This window comes from Kitasatospora sp. NPDC023176 (genome assembly GCF_055560495.1).
This window is the reverse complement of the sequence record NZ_JBVHIP010000001.1, coordinates 281,420-299,328: the sequence shown is the minus strand read 5'-3', so window position 1 is coordinate 299,328 and position 17,909 is coordinate 281,420. Positions and strand designations below refer to the sequence as shown.

The window sequence follows — 17,909 nt, the reverse complement described above, 5'->3', positions numbered from 1 at the left end:
CCGGAGCTCCTTGGTACCGGCCGGGATCAGACCGGCCGGGAGGCCAGTTCCTTGGCCGCGCGGGCGCAGGCACGCGCGATCCGGTCCTCGTTGACGGTGGTCAGCTCGCCCCTCTCGACCACGGCGTTGCCGTTGACGAACAGCGTCGCCAGCGGCGGCAGCGCGCCGAAGGTGAGGGCCGCGACCGGGTCCGCGATCGAGGAGTGCAGGACCCCGTCGATCCTCCACAGCGCCAGGTCGGCCAGCTTGCCGGCCTCGATCGAGCCGATCTCGTTCTGCCGTCCGAGCACCCGGGCGCCGCCCATGGTGCCCAGCCGCAGCGCCTGGCGCCCGGTCAGCGCGGTCGGGGAGCCGTGCAGCCGGTTGATCAGCAGCGCGTTGCGCAGCTCGGTGCCCAGCTCGCCGGACTCGTTGGAGGCGGTGCCGTCGACGCCGAGGCCGACGGGTACGCCGGCCCTGAGCATGTCCGGCACCCGGGCGATCCCGGCGGCCAGGCGGGCGTTGGAGGACGGACAGTGCGCCACGCCGGTGCCGGTCTCGGCGAACTTGGCGATGTCGGAGTCGTTCATGTGGACGCAGTGCGCCATCCAGACGTCCTCGCCGAGCCAGCCGACCGACTCGAAGTAGTCCGTCGGCCCCATGCCGAACAGCTCCTTGCAGAACTGCTCCTCCTCGGCCGTCTCGGAGCCGTGGGTGTGCAGCCGGACGCCCTTGCGGCGGGCGAGTTCGGCGGACTGGCGGAGCAGGTCGGTGGAGACCGAGAACGGCGAGCAGGGCGCCAGCGCGACGTGCAGCATCGAGCCGAACGAGGAGTCGTGGTAGCGGTCCACGGCGGCCTCGGAGGCGGCCAGGATGTCGTCCAGCTCCTCGACGGCGTGGTCCGGCGGCAGTCCGCCGTCCTTCTTGCTGCGGTCCATCGAGCCGCGCAGCGCGGTGAAGCGCAGGCCGAGCTCCTGGACGGCCTCGATCGAGGCGCCGAGGACGTCCCCGCCGTCCTTGGGGAAGACGTAGTGGTGGTCCGAGGCGGTGGTGCAGCCGGACTTGAGCAGGGCGGCGGCCGAGCCCTGGCTGGCGGCGTGCACGAGCTTCTCGTCGATCCGGGCCCAGGTCGGGTAGAGGGCGACCAGCCAGTCGAACAGGATGTCGTTCTGGGCGAGGCCGCGGGTGATCCACTGGTAGAAGTGGTGGTGGGTGTTGACCAGGCCGGGGGTGAGCAGGTGGCCCTCGCCGTTGATCCGGCGCACCACGTTGTCCAGCCACGCCGGGGCGGGGCCGTCGCCGACCGATTCGATCCGGTTGCCGAGGATGACCACGTGGCCGCGGGCGTACTCGGTGTCGACGGCGTCGACGGTGGCGATCGCGACGTTCTCGATCACGATCCGCTGGTCGGCGGGCGGGGGCTGGACTGCCATGGTGTCACTCCTATGGGGGAGGGCCAGGAGGGGCGCGCACTCAGCGGTGCGCGCCCCTGCCCGGACCGGTCAGGACGGTGTCGCCGTCGGCACCGTCGCGCCGGAGGCCTGGCCGGACCTGGATTCGGATCCGGGCCGGCGGGCTGCTCCGACGTGGTGGAAGAGCAGGTTGAGCAGGACGGCCATCACGCAGCCGGCCGAGATCCCCGAGTGCATCAGGGTCCGGACGGCCTCCGGGAAGGCGTCGTAGAAGGTGGGCACGGCGATCGGGACGATGCCGACCCCGAGCGAGACCGACACCAGGATGGTGTTGGCGCTGGACTCCATGCCGGCCTCCGCGAGGGTTCGGATCCCGCTCGCCGCGACCGTGCCGAACAGCACGATCCCGGCGCCGCCGAGGACGGGCTGCGGAACCAGGGAGACGACCGAACCGAGCACGGGGAAGAGCCCCAGCAGGATCAGGATGCCCCCGCCGGCCGCGACCACGAAGCGGCTGCGGATCTTCGTCAGCGCCACCAGCCCGATGTTCTGGGCGAAGGCACTGGCGGCGAAGCCGTTGAAGACGGGGCTGAGCGCGGTGGCCAGTCCGTCGGCGCGCAGGCCGGCGGCGAGCGTGGGTTCGTCGGCCTCGCGCTCGACGATCCTCCCGAGGGCGAGCATGTCGGCGGTGGACTCGGTCATCGAGACCACCATGACGATGCACATCGAGACGATCGCGGCGGCGTCGAACATCGGCGCGCCGAAGTGGAACGGGGAGGGGAGCGCGAAGATCTTCGCGTCCTGGACCGCGCCGAAGTCGGCCAGCCCCAGCGGGAAGGCGATCAGGGTGCCGAACGCCAGGCCGACGAGCAGGGACAGCTGCTGCCAGAAGCCGCGCAGCAGCCGATGGCAGAGCACCACCGCGACAAGGGTGATCGCGGCGAGGCCGATGGCCCGCATGGAGCCGTACCCGGGGGCGCCCGGCGAGCCGCCGCGCGCCCAGTTCACCGCCACCGGGAGCAGGGACACCCCGATGAGGGTGATCACGGTGCCCTGGACGACCGGGGGGAAGAACCGGATGAGCTTGCAGAAGTACGGCGCCGCGAGGAAGCACAGGACCCCCGCGACGATCACCGCTCCGAAGATCACCGGGAGGGCGTCCTTCGGTCCCCCTGTTCTTTCGATGGAGCCTTTGGCGATGGCGATCATGGGCGCGACGCCCGCGAACGACACGCCGTTCACGAACGGCAGCCGCGCGCCGATCTTCCAGACGCCGAGGGTCTGGAGCAGGGTGGCCAGTCCGGCGGTGAACAGGCTGGCCGAGATCAGCAGGGCGAGGTCGGCGGCGGAGAGTCCGACGCCGGCGCCGACGATGAGCGGGGGTGCGACGACCCCCGCGTACATCGCGGCGACGTGCTGGAGCCCGGTGGAGAACAGCTTCACCGGTGGCAGCACCTCGTCCACGGGGTGGGGTCCGGAGCCGGACGGCCCGCCGGGGAGGCGGGTTGACGTGCCGTCCGGGCCCGGGGTTCTTGCTGGGGTGGAACCGCCGTCGTTACTGCTGGTGTTGCTGGGTGCCATGTCGAGCCCCTCTTGTGCCCGTGGCTCCCGGCGCGCCCGTGGCGCTGGAGACCCCCGAGAGCGGGACGGCGGAGCAAGGATCCCTCGGGGCGCTTCTCCAGTGCCCCGGGCCGGCCGCCGTGAGGCAGACACGAACTCCGGTTGGTGGGGGTGGAGAAACAGGTGGTGCGGGAGCGGGTGGTGCGGGAACGGGTGGTGCGGCAACAGCCGGAACGGGTGGATCAGCTGGACGGGTGGTGCGGGTGGCGCCGCGGGTGGGGGTGTTCAGGCGACCGGGATGACCGGGACGACGCCCTCGCGGTGCACGGTGCCCTCGATCAGGCCGTACATGCGGTCCGCGGCGTAGTAGACCTCGTTCTCGTTCTTGAGTCCGAAGGGCTCCAGGTCGACGAGGAAGTGGTGCTTGTTGGGCAGTTCGAGGCGTACCTCGTCAACCTCGGCGCGGTTGTTGAGCACCCGGGTGCCCATCGCGTGCAGGGTCTGCTGCAGCGAGTAGGAGTAGGTCTCGGCGAACGCCTCCAGCATGTGCCGCTTCACGTGGGTGTAGGAGCGGTTCCAGTTGGGCTGGGCCTCGCCGTCGCGACCGCTGTAGCCGTACTTCCAGCGGGCGGTGACCTGGGTGGCGAGGATGCGGTCGTACGCCTCCTGCAGGGTGGTGTACTTGTCCTTGATGTAGCCCCAGAACTCCGAGTTGGTGGAGTTCATGACGATCAGGTCCTTCAGGCCGGAGATGACCTGGACCCGCTCGCCGTCGTAGACGATCTCGGTGGTGCGGGTCTCCTGGCCGTTGCGGACGAAGGAGTGGCCGACCTCCTCGGAGCCGATGAAGCGGGCCGAGCTGTCGGGCGTCCGGATCCGGTCCCAGGAGTACTCCTCGATCCGGATCCGGGCGCTGTGCACGACGCCGCGCTCGGTGTCGTCGACGAAGTGCCGGGCCAGCAGGATGCCGAAGGCCTCGGCCGAGTCGATGCCGTACTCCTTGGCGAAGGCGTAGACGGTGTTCTTGGTGGTGTCGGTGGGAAGGCAGTTGGCGTTCGACCCGGTGAGGTGGACGTCCTCGAACTCGCCCTGGAGGGAGACCGAGACGTTGAGGTCCTTGATCTCGTGCCGGGTGGAGTCGCGGTAGACCCGGACGATGCGGTTCTCCGCCTTGCCGTACTGGTTCTGACCGAGTACGTGGGCCATGACAGGCTCCTAAGCTTCCAGGTCGGTCTACTAGCTTCCGCGGTAGACCGAGTATCCGAACGGGTTCAGCAGCAGCGGCACGTGGTAGTGGTGCTGCTCGGGCGCGACCGTGAAGACGATCGAGACCTCGGGGAAGAACGGCGGCTCCGCGGACTTGAGCGCGTAGTACGCGCCGGTGTCGAAGAGCAGCCGGACGACCGAGCCCGCCTCCACGGCCGGCAGGTCCTTGACCCGGCCGTCGGAGTCCGTGGCGGAGGTGCCGAGCACCTGCCAGCCACCCTCGGTGTGCAGTGCGAGCTCGACCGGGACGCCCTCGGCCGGGCGGCCGAGGCTGGTGTCGAGCACGTGGGTGGAGATGCCAGTCATGGGTGAAGTGACCTTACTGATGGCAGAGGTGAAGGTGCGTCAGATCGTGACGGGCGACTGTCCGGGGGAGGGGCGGCCCGCCCACGAAGCATTCTTGACGATGAGTCAGGAAGCGTCGAGGAGGCGGTTGAGCCGGATGTCGTTGATCTTGCGCAGCTCACCCCGGACGATCTCCGCCTCGGTGGCGGGATCGTTGGGCTGGCGCGCGCGCAGGGCCGCGAGCATGGTGACCGCGGTGCGGCCGGTCGCGCAGATCAGGAACACGTGGCCGAACTTGGCCTCGTAGTCGGCGTTGGCCCGGCGCAGTTCGTCGAGGACCGCTTGGTCCACGCCCTGGAGGCCGGCCTGTTCGCGCTCGGAGGTGGCGTCGCCCGCCTTGGGCTGGCCGATCCGGGCGTGTCCGGCCATCGCGTCGCGCAGGTCCGCGCCGGTCAGTCCGGCCATCGCCGCCGCGTTGGCGGCGAGCAGGGCCTCCCGGCTGGACCAGGGCTCGGCCTCTGCGACCGCGGCGGCCCAGCGGGGGCTGGAGCATACCTCCAGCAGGATCTCCGTCAGGGCCGCGGCATCGGTCGCGGCCAGGGCGTCAAGGGCGTGGGGGTGGTTGGTCACGGGTGGACCTCCTGAAGAGTGGTGCCACCCGGAAAAGCTAGATCGGCCCCACCCGGCCGTCAACAGTTTGTTGAACGGTTGGTGGTTACGTTTTGAACCGGCCCGCGATACGGGGCCCTTTCGTGTGCGATTCGCCAAGTGTGCCCCGCCGAGGGCCGATCCAGACTTCTCGGCACCGGCGGGGTCACCCGTACGGCGGGCCGCCCAGGGCTGCCCGGTTCGTTCAGGAGGGCTTCGAGCCGTCCTGGCGGTTCAGGTAGTTGTACACGGTGAAGCGGCTGACGCCCAGGGCCGAGGCGACCGTCTCGACGCCGTGGCGCACGGTGAACGCGCCGCGCTCCTCCAGGAGGGCGACGACCCGCTGCTTCTCCCAGCGGTCCAGCTCGGCCAGCGGCCGGCCGTCGAACTGCCGGGTCATCTCGGTGAGCAGCCGGTCCAGTGCGCTGCTCAGGTGCGGCAGTCGGACGGCCAGGGCCGGGGTGCCCTCCCACTCCAGGACGACGTCCTCGGCCTTCGCCTCGTCCAGGGGGACGGGCGTCGCGCCGACCGCGTCCAGCAGCGGCTTGACCGCCGCGGCGAGCGGGTGTTCCACGTGCTCGGTCACGGCGTACCGCCCTCCTCGCCCAGCAGGCTGACCTGGACGGAGATGCGGGTCGCCCCGGCGTCCAGGGTCTCCCGGAGCAGCCGGGTCACCGCGGCGAGGACCTGCTCGGCCTCGCCCTCGGCACCGGTCCCGAAGGGGCCGACGGACACGTCCAGGCCGGCCTCGTCGACGACCTTGCGGGCCGCCGCGGCGTGCTCGGGGAACGTGTCCAGTTCGAACGGTTCTGTCGTGAACTCCACCATCAATCGCACCTGCTCACTGTATCGAGCGGGGGTGGGCGGGGGCAGGGGCTGGGCGATCGAACAGTCGCGGGCCTGGTGGGCGGGCCCCTCCGGGCTTCTTCAACAAAATGTTGCGACAGCCTTGACACCCGCTCGGCGGGCCGGAGATGCTTCCACCACACAGAATCCCTCTTCCGGATCGTGGAAGTTGCGGATGAAGGAAGAGAGAGTGAGAGGTGATGGACGTGACGGCGGCTGCCAAGCACGGCTTCACGGTCAACCTGTCGATCCTGTTCGGCGAACTCCCGCTGCTGGAGCGCCCCGCGGCCGCCGCCGCGGCCGGCTTCACGGCCGCCGAACTCTGGTGGCCCTTCGGCGCCGAGCACAGCCCCAGCCGGGCCGAACTCGACGCGCTGCGCAAGGCCTTCAGTGACGCGGGGGTCCGGCTCACCGGCCTGAACCTCCTCGACGACCTCAGCCTGGGCGCCCGGGGCACCGTCTCGGTCCCGTCCGAGCGGGACCGCTTCCGCGCCAACCTCCCGGTCGCCGCGGAACTCGCCGCCTCGCTCGGCGCCACCGCGCTCAACGCGCTGTACGGCAACCGGGTCGAGGGCGTCGAGCCGGCCGAACAGGACGCGCTCGCGCTGGAGAACCTGGTGCTCGCCGCACGGGCGGCGCACGAGATCGGCGCCGTCCTGCTGATCGAGGCCCTCAACAAGGCAGAGTCCCCGGACTACCCGCTGGTGTCCGCAGCCGCCGCCGTCGAGGTGGTGGACAAGGTCAACGCCGCCACCGGCCTGGGGAACGCCCGGTTCCTCTGCGACCTCTACCACCTGGCCAAGAACGGCGAGGATCTGGCGGCGGTCATCGACACCCACGCCGACAAGATCGGCCACGTCCAGATCGCCGACACCCCGGGCCGCAACGAGCCCGGCACCGGCGAGCTGGACTTCGAGGACCTGTTCGCCCGGCTCAGCGCCGCGGGCCATCGGCCGGTCGGCGGCTCTGCCGCGGGCGGCCTGATCGGCCTGGAGTACCGGCCCTCCACCGGCGTCAGCGCCGACAGCTTCGACTGGCTGCCGCGCGAGCTGCGCGCGGCCCGGTAGGCCGACGGACCCGTCACGGTCCGAAGCGCCGACGGCCCGGTCAGGCCGACGGACCCGTCAGGCCGCCGCGGCCCCGGTCGGACCCGGCACGGCCCGGCACGGCACCCCTCCCCACCCGCACACGTAAGGAACCCGACGTGATGAGCGCCTCCCGCAAGATTGCCTTCGTCGGCCTCGGCATCATGGGCAAGCCCATGGCCGTCAACCTGGTCAAGGCCGGCCACCACGTGACCGGCTTCGACCTCTCCCAGGCCTCGATCGACACCGTGATCGCGGCCGGCGGCCACGGCGCCGCGAGCATCGCGGACGCGGTGAAGGACGCCGAGGTCGTCATCACCATGGTCCCGGCCGACCCGCACGTCGAGGCGGTCATCCTCGGCGAGGGCGGCGTCCTGGAGAACGTCCGGCCGGGCACCCTGGTGATCGACATGTCCTCGATCACCCCGCAGACCTCCATCAAGGTCGGCAAGGCCGCCCGGGAGAAGGGTGTGCGCACCCTGGACGCCCCGGTCTCCGGCGGCGAGGCCGGCGCCGTCGAGGCGGTGCTGTCGATCATGGTCGGCGGCGAGGCCGCGGACTTCGCCGAGGCCGAGCCGCTGTTCGACGCGCTGGGCACCACGGTCGTCCACGTCGGGCCGGACGGCGCCGGCCAGACCGTCAAGGCAGCCAACCAGCTGATCGTCGCGGTCAACATCCAGGTGCTCGCCGAGGCCGTGGTGTTCCTGGAGAACGCCGGGGTCGACCTCGCCGCCGCGCTGGACGTGCTCGGCGGCGGCCTGGCCGGCTCCACCGTGCTCAACCGCAAGAAGGCGAACATGCTCAACCGCGAGTTCGCCCCCGGCTTCCGGATCGACCTCCACCACAAGGACATGGGCATCGTCACCGACGCCGCCCGCGCCGTGGGCGCCGCGCTGCCGGTCGGCGCCGTGGTGGCCCAGCTGGTCGCCTCCGCCCGGGCCAACGGCGACGGCTCGCTCGACCACTCGGCGCTGCTGCGCGGCGTCGAGCGGCTCTCGGGCCGCGAGGTGGTGTAACACCTCCCGAAAGCTCCTCCTGGTGGCGTGTACCTGATCCGGTCGTGCCCGCGCCACCAGGAGGCCAGACCCGACCGGCGCGCGGGCTGGGGCTCATCCGCCCGCCCGCCGGTCGACCCAAGCCGGTGACACGCACACCCTTCCCTGGGGGCACTTCGGTCGTGCCGATCGCGTGTCGCCTGGCCCCCTCCCCGCCGAGGGGAGCCCCTCGTACGTCGGAAGCGGGACGAGGGGAAACGGCGGGGAGGGGGCGCACCACCCCTTCCGCGGGCCCCGGCCGTGCCAACCGCGCGGGGGTCGCGGTCCCGGGGCCACCGGACCCATGCTTGTCGAACCACTGCCACACCCGCACGGAAGTGAGGACCACCGATGCCCCCCACCCCCCACCAGGGCCACGTGGTCGTAGCGCCGGACAAGTTCAAGGGCACCCTGGAGGGCGCCGAGGTCGCCGCGAGGATCGCCGCCGGCATCCGGCGCGCCGCGCCCGGCACCGAGGTCCGCGAACTGCCCGTCGCCGACGGCGGCGAGGGCACTCTGGCCGCGGCGCTCGCGGCCGGCTTCACCCGCGTCCCGGCCAAGGTGGCCGGCCCGACCGGCCTGCCGGTGGACGCCGCGCTCGCCGTCCGCGGCGACACCGCCGTGGTCGAGCTGGCCCAGGCCTCCGGGCTGGCCCGGCTGCCCGGCGGCCGGACCGCCCCGCTCGCGGCCGGCTCCTACGGCGTCGGCCAGCTGATCGGCCGGGCGGTGTCGATGGGCGCCAAGCGGATCGTGCTGGGCCTGGGCGGCAGCGCCGGCACGGACGGCGGGGCCGGCATGGTGCAGGCGCTCGGGGTCCGGCTGCGGGACGCCGACGACGTCGAACTGCCGCCCGGCGGCGCCGCGTTGCGCCGACTGGCGCGGGTCGACCTCGGTCCGCTGGCCGAGCTGCTGGCCGGCGTGGACGTCGTGGTCGCCTGCGACGTGGACAACCCGCTGCTCGGCCCGCGCGGCGCCACCGCCGTCTACGGCCCGCAGAAGGGCGCCGACGGGAACGACCTGGTGGTCCTGGAGCAGGGGCTGACCAGCTTCGCCGACCAGGTCGCCGCGGCGACCGGACGGGACGTGCGGGAGGCCCCCGGCGCCGGGGCCGCGGGCGGGGTGGGCTTCGGCGCCCTCGCCCTGCTCGGCGCCACCATGCGACCCGGTATCGAGCTGCTGCTCGAACTGCTGGGTTTCGACGAGGCCGTGCGTGGGGCACGCCTCGTCGTCACCGGTGAGGGCTGCCTGGACGCTCAGACGCTCCATGGCAAGGCCCCCGCCGGAGTCGCCGCGGCGGCTGCCCGGGCGGGGGTTCGGGTGGCTGCCGTGGCGGGGCGGCTGGAGCTGTCCGAGCCCGAGTGGCGGGCGGCCGGCTTCACCGCCGCGATCGCGCTCACCGACCTCGCCGAGCAGCCGGGGGACAGCATGACCAAGGCCGGGGAACTGGCCGAGGTGGCGGGGGAGCGGTTGGCCGGGGCGCTGCTGCCGGGCTGAGCCCTCGTACGTTCCTCCATTGACGTTTTGTTGAAGGCGGGCCTAGGCTCCCGGCAATCCTTCGGTTCCCGCCACGCCGACGACCCGCGCCAACGACCCGCGCCAGCCGCTGACTCCGACCGTCCGCGAGTGCCTCCCGGGCCCGCGCGGTCCGGTGTGTCCCCGCGTACCCCTGAGTGCCCCGTTCCCCACCCAGTTCCAGGTTTCGGAGGTCCCCATGCCGTTCAGCCAGCCAGCGGTGATCCGCTCCCGTCGGGCGGTGCTGCCCGACGGCGAGCGCCCCGCGGACGTGCTGATCCGGGGCGGCAGGATCGAGCAGGTCGCCGCCCACGGCTCCCTCGCGGTCGGCGACAGCGAACTGGTCGACCTCGGCGACACCGCCCTGCTGCCCGGCCTGGTCGACACCCACGTGCACGTCAACGAGCCCGGCCGCACCGAGTGGGAGGGCTTCGCCACCGCCACCCGGGCCGCCGCGGCCGGCGGCGTCACCACGATCATCGACATGCCGCTCAACTCCGTCCCGCCCACCACCACGGTCGCCGGGCTGGACGTCAAGCGGAAGACCGCCGAGGGGCAGGCCTGGGTCGACCTCGGCTTCTGGGGCGGCGCCGTCCCCGGCAACCTCCCCGACCTCGAACCCCTGCACCGGGCAGGCGTGTTCGGCTTCAAGAGCTTCCTGGCGCCGTCCGGCGTGGACGAGTTCCCGCACGTCGAGGCCGCCGACCTGGAGGCCGCCCTGGCCGAGCAGGCCCGGATCGGGGCACTGGCGATCATCCACGCCGAGGACCCGGCCGTGCTGGCCGCCGCACCGCAGCAACCCGGCGTCCACTACCGGGACTTCCTCGCCTCCCGGCCGGCCGGCGCGGAGACCGCGGCGGTCGCCCACCTGCTCCACACCGCCCGGCGCACCGGCACCCGGGTGCACATCCTGCACGTCTCCTCGGCGGCCGTGCTGCCGCTGCTGCGCCAGGCCCGCGAGGACGGCGTACGGGTGACCGCCGAGACCTGCCCGCACTACCTGACCCTCGCCGCCGAGCAGGTGCCGGACGGCGACACCGCCTTCAAATGCTGCCCGCCGATCCGCGACGAGGCCAACCGGGACGCGCTCTGGGAGGCCCTGGCGAACGGCGAGTTCACCGCCGTCGTCTCCGACCACTCGCCGTCCACCCCCGACCTCAAGCTGCTGCCCGAGTACGGCGGCAGCGGCGACTTCGCGGCGGCCTGGGGCGGCATCGCCTCGCTGCAGCTGGGCCTGCCCGCGATCTGGACCGAGGCCCGCCGTCGCGGCCACACGCTGGCCGACGTGGTGCGCTGGATGTCCTCCGGACCGGCCGAACTGGTCGGCCTCACCGGCACCAAGGGCGCCATCGCGGCGGGCTGCGACGCCGACCTGGTCGCCTTCGACCCCGACGGCGAATTCGCCGTCCACGCCCGCGCGTTGCACCACCGCAACCCGGTGACCCCGTACGCCGGACGGACCTTGCGCGGCGCCGTCCGCACCACCTGGCTGCGCGGCCGTGCGGTGGACACCGGCGCCGAGCCCTTCGGCCGGCAGCTCACCCGGCCCGCCGACTCCCGTTCGGTCGAAGGTTCCTGAAACGGCACCGCTCCCTGAAACGGCACCGCTTCCCGAACCGCCGAGCTTCCCGAACCGCCGAGCTTCCCGAACCGCCGAGCTTCCCCAACCGACCGAGCCTCCCGAACCGCCGAGCTTCCCGAACCGCCACGTCTTCCGAGGAGAGTCAGTGACCACTGCCGACACCCCGAGCGCTCCCTTCACCGAGCTGGTCAACCTGGCCTCCCGACTGCTCGGCGCGGGCGTCGTCGCCACCAATGAGGACACCTTCGCGGACGCCGAGAACCTGCTGGTCGCCAAGCCCGCCGAGTTCCGCCCGCACACCTTCGGCCACAAGGGCCAGATCATGGACGGCTGGGAGTCCAAGCGCCGCCGTGGCGTCTCCGCCGAGCAGCCGCACCCCACCGACCAGGACCACGACTGGGCGATCGTGCGGCTCGGCGTCGGCGGCGTGATCCGCGGCGTGATCGTCGACACCGCCCACTTCACCGGCAACTACCCGGAGAGCGCCACGGTCGAGGCCGCCTCCGTCCCCGGGCACCCCTCGCCCGAGGAGCTGCGGGCCGCCGAGTGGACCGTCATCGTGCCGCGCACCCCGCTCCGGGGCGACACCGCCCACGAGTTCGCCGTCCAGGACGACGCCCGGTACACCCACGTACGGCTCGCCATCTTCCCGGACGGCGGCGTCGCCCGGCTCCGGGTGCACGGCGAGGTGCTGCCCGACCCGCGCGAACTGGACGGCCTCACCTTCGACCTGGCCGCCCAGGAGTACGGCGGCGTGGCCGAGGCGGCGTCCGACCGCTACTTCTCCTCCCCGCACAACCTGAACGCTCCCGGTCGCGCCTCCGTCATGGGCGAGGGCTGGGAGACCCGGCGTCGGCGCGACAAGGCCAACGACTGGGTGCAGATCGCCCTGGCCGGGGGTGGTGAGGTCCTGGCCGCCGAGGTGGACACCACCCACTTCGTCGCCAATGCCCCCGGCTGGGCCGACCTGATCGGCTTCGACGCCTCGACCGGGCAGGCTGCGACTTCACAGACACCGGCCGACGGCGAGTGGTTCGAGATCCTGCCCCGTACCCGGCTGCAGCCCGACACCCGGCACCGCTTCCGGCTCGACCCGGGCCGCCCGGTGACCCACGTGCGGATCAACGTCTACCCGGACGGCGGCCTGGCCCGCCTCCGGCTCACCGGCCGCCTCACCGAGGCCGGCCGCGCGGCCCTCGCGCTGCGCTGGTTCAACGCCGTCCCGGCCGTCGAGGCCGCCACCGCGCTCACCGGCGCCGGCCTGACCGCCGAGGAGGCCGCCGCGCTGGCCGCCGCCCGCCCGCTGGCGGACCCGGCCGCGGCCACCGCCGCGGTCGCCGCCCTCCAGCCGGCCGACGGCCCGGACGGCGAGCACTCCGCCCGCCGCCGCTCGGCGCTGTGGCGCCTGCTGGGCGTCTGACCCCGGCCCGCGCCCGCTCTCCCGCCTCCTCACGCACCGCCTCCACGCGCTGCCCTCACGCACCGCCTTATCGACACCTGAAGGACCCTCCATGTCCAAGATCCTGACCACGGAGTCCGGCGCCCCGGTCGCCGACAACCAGAACTCGGCCTCGGCCGGCGAGTACGGCCCGCTGCTGATCCAGGACCAGCAGCTGCTGGAGAAGCTGGCCCGGTTCAACCGCGAGCGCATCCCGGAGCGCGTCGTGCACGCCCGCGGCTCCGGCGCGTACGGCTACTTCGAGGTCACCGACGAGGTGTCGAAGTACACCCGGGCGGCGTTCCTGTCCGAGGTCGGCAAGCGCACCGAGGTCTTCCTGCGGTTCTCCACCGTGGCCGGCAACCTGGGTGCCAACGACGCGGTGCGCGACCCGCGCGGCTTCGCGCTGAAGTTCTACACCGAGGAGGGCAACTACGACCTCGTCGGCAACAACACCCCGGTGTTCTTCATCAAGGACCCGATCAAGTTCCCCGACTTCATCCACTCGCAGAAGCGCGACCCGTACACCGGCGTGCAGGAAGCGGACAACGTCTGGGACTTCTGGGCCCACTCGCCGGCCTCGACCCACCAGATCACCTGGCTGTTCGGCGACCGCGGCATCCCCGCCTCCTACCGCCACATGAACGGCTACGGCTCGCACACCTACCAGTGGGTCAACGCCGAGGGCGAGGCCTACTGGGTGAAGTACCACTTCAAGACCAACCAGGGCATCCGCAGCCTGGACGGCGGCCAGGCCGCCGAGGTGGTCGGCGCCGACGCCGACTCCCACCAGCGCGACCTCCACCAGGCCATCGAGCGCGGGGTGTTCCCGTCCTGGACCCTCTACGTCCAGCTGATGCCGGTCGCCGAGGCCGCGGACTACCGCTTCAACCCCTTCGACCTCACCAAGGTGTGGCCGCACGCCGACTACCCGCTGGTCAAGGTCGGCCGCCTGGTGCTCAACCGGAACCCGGAGAACGTCTTCGCCGAGGTCGAGCAGTCCGCGTTCTCGCCGAACAACTTCGTGCCCGGCATCGGTCCCTCCCCGGACAAGATGCTCCAGGGCCGGCTGTTCGCCTACGCCGACGCCCAGCGCTACCGCCTCGGCGTCAACCACACCCTGCTGCCGGTGAACGCCCCGCGCGCCACCGAGGCCGGCAACTACGGCCGGGACGGGCTGATGGCCGTCAACAGCGCCGGCCGCGGCAAGAACTACGAGCCCAACTCGTACGACGGCCCGGTCCAGAGCGACAACGCGCTCGCCGCGCCGGTCAGGCTCGACGGCTACACCGGCACCTACACCACGCCGGCCCACACCAAGGACGACGACTTCTTCCAGGCCGGCGAGCTCTACCGGCTGATGTCGGAGGGCGAGCGCGCCCGTCTGATCCACAACATCGCGGGCTTCCTGTCGCAGGTCACCCGGGACGACGTGGTCGAGAAGAACCTCGCCCACTTCCACGCCGCCGACGAGGAGTACGGCGCCCGGCTGGAGGCCGCCGTCACCAAGCTCCGTGCGGGCGACGAGGGCTGACGCCCCGCGGACCTTCGCCCGCACCCCCTCGTACTCTCCGCACCCTCAGGGCCGCCGGGGCCCGCACCCCGGCGGTTCCACGACGGGCTCCTCCCCCTGGGCAGTGGGGGAGGAGCCCGTCCGCCGTTGCGGGGAGGCACGTTGCAGGAGAGGCGCGTTGCGGGGAGGCACGTTGCAGGAGAGGCGCGTTGCGGGGCCGACTCCGCGCCGACCCCGCCAGCCGACCTGCCGTTGCTCCACGGAATGTTCACGGATATTCACGGACAGCAGCCGACCGAGCCCCGGGGTGGATAGGCTGGACACCGCCCGCGGTCGCTCCGTGGGGGGACATCGGAAGGGGACGACATGTCGACACCAGCCCCGGGTCGTCACGCCGCGCTGGACCAGGGCCCGACGGGCCCGTTCACCTCCCTGCAGCACGCCCTCAGACTGCTGGAGGCCGTCGACCGGCACCCCGACGGCGCCACCCTGGTCGGCCTCGCGCGGGAGACCTCGCTGGGCCTGCCGACCGTCCGTCGGCTCGCGGAGATCCTCGAGATCGAGGGCTACCTCCAGTGCCAGGACGGCGGTTGGGTGCTCGGCGGCACCTTCGCCCTGCTCGGGCAGTACAACCGGGAACAGCTCGTCAAGGCCCGGCTGAACCGCAAACTCGCCGAACTCCGGGACGAGTTGGGTGCCGCGGTGTACTTCACCCGTTACCACGACGGGGAGTTGTCGGTCGAGGCGGTCTCGGCCGCCGACTACGCGCCCGCCGTGCAGGAGTGGGTGGACTTCCGCGCCACCGCGCACGCCAGCGCGATCGGCAAGTGCCTGCTCAGCCAGCTGGACGCGGACGGCCGGCGCGACCACCTCTCCCGGCACCCGGTCGCCCGGCTCACCTCCCGTACGGTCACCGACGCCGATCAGCTGATGCACCGGCTGGAGCGCCAGCCGGCCACGGTGCCGGTGCTGGACATCCAGGAGTACGCGCTCGGCACGGTCTGCGCGGCCGTCCCGATCACGGCGGGCAGCACGGTCGGCTGCCTGGCCACCTCGATGCCGGTGGACAACATCCACAAGCTGAAGGCCGCCGCCGAACTGCTGGCGGCCCGGGCGGCGCCGCTGATGCTGGCGATGGCGGTCTGAGCACCGCCCGCCCCTCGGGCCCCGTCGGACGTACTGTCCGGCGGGGCCCGCGCGTTTTCCGCGGGAGTGTTTCCGGGGGTGTTCCGCGGTGCACATCACTTATTAGACTCGATGTCGATAAGGGGTGCCGAACCCCTTGTCGGTACCGCTACCGGCGAGTACGTTTCGCAGAGTCGAGCCGCCGCCCCCAGGTCAGGAGGGCCTGCCATGCCCCGCTCCACCCCCGTCCCCGCCGTCGCCGCGCCCGCCGCGCGGGTGCACGAGAGCCTCGTCCTGGAGCCCCGGGACGTCCGCTTCGACTGGGCCCGACTGCCGCTGCACTGGATCCCGGACGAGCCGATGGCCACCCACGTGATCAACGTGCTGCACCTGCTGCTGCCCGAGGGTGAGCGCTGGTTCGTCAAGGTGTTCAAGGAGGCACTGCCGCTCATCCGGGACGAGCAGCTGCGCGAGGAGGTGCTCGGCTTCATCGGGCAGGAGGCCATCCATGCCGAGGCCCACCAGGAGGTGCTCGACCACCTGCTCGGCCAGGGGCTCGACCCGCGCCCGTACGTCCGGCAGATCTCCTGGCTCTTCCAGCGCATCCTCGGCGACAAACCGGGCCTGACGCCGGCCCGGCAGCGGGAGAACGTCATCGAACGGGTCGCCTTCGTCGCGGCGATCGAACACTTCACCGCCTTCCTCGGCAACTGGGCGCTCAACTCCCCGGGCCTGGACCGGGCCGAGGCCGACCCGACGATGCTGGACCTGCTGCGCTGGCACGGCGCCGAGGAGGTCGAGCACCGCAGCGTCGCCTTCGACCTGATGGTCCACCTGGACCCGGGCTACCTGCGCCGGGTCCGCGGGATGGCGGTGTCCGGGCCGCTGCTGGTGCACCTCTGGGTGCGCGGCGCCCGCTTCCTGCTCGCCGCCGACCCGACCCTGGAGGGGCGGCTCAAGCCCACCTGGCGGGAGGCGGGCCGGATCGCCAAGCGCGGACTGCTGCCGGACCCGATCCGCTCCGTCCGCTCCGGGCTGCGCTACCTGCGACCGGGCTACCACCCGACCCAGGAGGGCTCCTCCAGCCAGGCGCTGGGCTACCTCGCCACCTCGCCGGCCGCCCGCGCCGCCGCCGGGCGCGGGTGACGGCCGCGAGCTGACGGCGGACGGCCGGCGGCTGACAGCGGACAGCTGACAGCTGACAGAGTTCAGCGAACAGATAACAGATAACAGACGACGTCATCTGTTCGCTGAACTCTGAACCTTGAACTCCCGTCACCCGTCACCCCCGTTCCGTCCGTCCCGTCCCGTCAGTCATCAGCCGCCGACCACCGCCCGCCACCCGCCGCCCCCTTCCACCGCCAAGGACCCGCCCGGATGGACCTGCTCACCCCGCCCCCCGACCTCTACGGCCGCCCCCGCGTCGACGCCTTCATCCGCCGGCTCACCGCCTTCGGCGACCGCTACTCCCCGGCCCTCGGCAGCCCCCTGCTGCGCCGCAACCCCCGCCGCGCGCTCAGCCGCCCCACCCCGCCGTTGCAGCTGGTCGTCACCGACCGCCGCCAACTCGCCGCCGACGTGATCGAGTTGAGCCTCGCCGACCCCTCCGGCAGCCCGCTGCCGCCCTGGCAGCCCGGCGCCCACCTGCGGCTCGCCCTGCCCTCCGGCCGCGAACGCCACTACTCGCTCAGTGGTGATCCTGCCGACCGTCACCGCTACCGGATCGCCGTCCGGCGACTGCCCGAGGGCGGCGGCGGATCGGTCGAGGTCCACGACACCCTGCACCCGGGCGCCCGCCTCACCGCCCGCCGCCCGCGCAACGGCTTCGCCTTCTGTGCCGAGCCCGCCGTCCTCCTCCTCGCCGGCGGCATCGGCATCACCCCGCTGCTCCCGATGGCCCGCGAGGCGCAGCGGCACGGCCTCGACTGGCGCCTGGTGCACGTCGGCCGCAGCGCCGACACCCTCCCGTACACGGACGAGCTGCGCGCCCTCGACCCGCACCGGGTCGTGCTGCGCACCGACGACGAGCACGGCGGCGTCCCCACCGGCGCCGAACTGCTCGCCCACGCCCCGCGCGGCGCCGCCGTCTACTGCTGCGGCCCGGCCCCGATGCTCGCCGCCGTGCAGCGGGCACTGGACGGATCCCCGGCCTGCGCCCTGCACTTCGAGCGCTTCGGCGCCGCCCCGATCACCGGCGGCGCGCCCTTCGCCGTCCGACTCGGCACCGGCGGCCCGACCCTGGACGTCCCCGCCGACCGCTCCGCCCTGGACGTGCTGCGCGAGGCCCGCCCTGACCTCCCGTACTCCTGCCACCAGGGCTTCTGCGGCACCTGCGAGGTCCGCCTCCTGGCCGGCACCCCCGAGCACCGGGACCGCCGCCTCACTCCCGAGCAGCGCGCCGCCGGCGCCCTGCTGCCCTGCGTCTCCCGCGCCGCCGAGGGGGAGACCCTCGTGCTCGACGTCTAGGGCCCGTCCTGCGGGTCGTTGCCGGGTCGTTGCCGGCTCCTTGCCGGGGCCGCGGCGCGGGGGCACGCGCCTCGCCGGGTTGTCGTCGGTCGCCGATGGCCCCCGGCCTGGCGGCCGGGAGGTGCCCCCACCGCTTGGACTCCGCCCCCGGCCTCGGG

The 17,909-nt window shown here is 72.7% G+C and carries 16 protein-coding genes; 9 read left to right on the top strand and 7 right to left on the bottom strand.

Annotation, left to right across the window (positions count from 1 at the left end):
* Positions 1-26 precede the first annotated feature (26 nt).
* The 7 genes from ACZ3YL_RS01655 to ACZ3YL_RS01625 all read right to left on the bottom strand — a co-directional run bounded on the left by ACZ3YL_RS01655 (position 27) and on the right by ACZ3YL_RS01625 (position 5,978).
* The gene (locus tag ACZ3YL_RS01655; RefSeq protein WP_188309318.1) at positions 27-1,412 is read right to left on the bottom strand and encodes an 8-oxoguanine deaminase; all 1,386 of its coding nucleotides are present in this window, start codon (positions 1,410-1,412) and stop codon (positions 27-29) included.
* A 69-nt stretch (positions 1,413-1,481) separates the two neighbouring features.
* Positions 1,482-2,972 carry a nucleobase:cation symporter-2 family protein gene (locus tag ACZ3YL_RS01650; protein ID WP_188309319.1) on the bottom strand — a complete coding sequence of 497 codons (1,491 nt, stop codon included), beginning with the start codon at positions 2,970-2,972 and terminating at the stop codon, positions 1,482-1,484.
* 264 nt (positions 2,973-3,236) lie between these two features.
* Positions 3,237-4,157, bottom strand: a complete 921-nt coding sequence (gene pucL / locus ACZ3YL_RS01645; RefSeq protein WP_188309320.1) for a factor-independent urate hydroxylase — start codon at positions 4,155-4,157, stop codon at positions 3,237-3,239.
* A 30-nt stretch (positions 4,158-4,187) separates the two neighbouring features.
* Entirely contained in the window at positions 4,188-4,523 is a 336-nt protein-coding gene (gene uraH, locus ACZ3YL_RS01640) for a hydroxyisourate hydrolase (protein ID WP_188309321.1), read from the bottom strand.
* A 105-nt stretch (positions 4,524-4,628) separates the two neighbouring features.
* Positions 4,629-5,132 carry a 2-oxo-4-hydroxy-4-carboxy-5-ureidoimidazoline decarboxylase gene (gene uraD, locus ACZ3YL_RS01635; protein WP_188309322.1) on the bottom strand — a complete coding sequence of 168 codons (504 nt, stop codon included), beginning with the start codon at positions 5,130-5,132 and terminating at the stop codon, positions 4,629-4,631.
* Between the two features lie 223 nt (positions 5,133-5,355).
* The gene (locus ACZ3YL_RS01630; RefSeq protein ID WP_188309323.1) at positions 5,356-5,736 is read right to left on the bottom strand and encodes a helix-turn-helix domain-containing protein; all 381 of its coding nucleotides are present in this window, start codon (positions 5,734-5,736) and stop codon (positions 5,356-5,358) included.
* On the bottom strand, positions 5,733-5,978 hold the full coding sequence (locus tag ACZ3YL_RS01625) for a thiamine-binding protein (protein WP_188309332.1): 246 nt from the start codon (positions 5,976-5,978) through the stop codon (positions 5,733-5,735). The genes ACZ3YL_RS01630 and ACZ3YL_RS01625 overlap by 4 nt, the downstream gene beginning before the upstream one ends.
* 218 nt (positions 5,979-6,196) lie before the next feature.
* On the opposite strand from ACZ3YL_RS01625, the gene ACZ3YL_RS01620 reads away from it, so the two are divergent.
* From ACZ3YL_RS01620 to ACZ3YL_RS01580, 9 genes are all read left to right on the top strand, one after another.
* Complete coding sequence (locus ACZ3YL_RS01620) at positions 6,197-7,063, top strand: TIM barrel protein (RefSeq protein WP_188309333.1); 867 nt, start codon at positions 6,197-6,199, stop codon at positions 7,061-7,063.
* Positions 7,064-7,203: 140 nt separating this feature from the next.
* Positions 7,204-8,097 (top strand): 2-hydroxy-3-oxopropionate reductase, encoded by an 894-nt coding sequence (locus tag ACZ3YL_RS01615; RefSeq protein ID WP_188309324.1) that lies wholly within the window; start codon positions 7,204-7,206, stop codon positions 8,095-8,097.
* 369 nt (positions 8,098-8,466) lie between these two features.
* On the top strand, positions 8,467-9,609 hold the full coding sequence (locus tag ACZ3YL_RS01610) for a glycerate kinase (RefSeq protein WP_465654647.1): 1,143 nt from the start codon (positions 8,467-8,469) through the stop codon (positions 9,607-9,609).
* Positions 9,610-9,826: 217 nt separating this feature from the next.
* Complete coding sequence (gene allB / locus ACZ3YL_RS01605) at positions 9,827-11,206, top strand: allantoinase AllB (RefSeq protein ID WP_465654645.1); 1,380 nt, start codon at positions 9,827-9,829, stop codon at positions 11,204-11,206.
* A gap of 148 nt (positions 11,207-11,354) precedes the next feature.
* Entirely contained in the window at positions 11,355-12,629 is a 1,275-nt protein-coding gene (gene alc, locus ACZ3YL_RS01600; protein ID WP_465654643.1) for an allantoicase, read from the top strand.
* Between the two features lie 91 nt (positions 12,630-12,720).
* Positions 12,721-14,181 (top strand): catalase, encoded by a 1,461-nt coding sequence (locus tag ACZ3YL_RS01595; protein WP_188302799.1) that lies wholly within the window; start codon positions 12,721-12,723, stop codon positions 14,179-14,181.
* Positions 14,182-14,526: 345 nt separating this feature from the next.
* On the top strand, positions 14,527-15,306 hold the full coding sequence (locus tag ACZ3YL_RS01590; protein WP_188302800.1) for an IclR family transcriptional regulator: 780 nt from the start codon (positions 14,527-14,529) through the stop codon (positions 15,304-15,306).
* A 207-nt stretch (positions 15,307-15,513) separates the two neighbouring features.
* Entirely contained in the window at positions 15,514-16,431 is a 918-nt protein-coding gene (locus tag ACZ3YL_RS01585; protein WP_188302801.1) for a metal-dependent hydrolase, read from the top strand.
* A gap of 231 nt (positions 16,432-16,662) precedes the next feature.
* The gene (locus ACZ3YL_RS01580) at positions 16,663-17,751 is read left to right on the top strand and encodes a PDR/VanB family oxidoreductase (RefSeq protein WP_465654641.1); all 1,089 of its coding nucleotides are present in this window, start codon (positions 16,663-16,665) and stop codon (positions 17,749-17,751) included.
* Positions 17,752-17,909 lie beyond the last annotated feature (158 nt).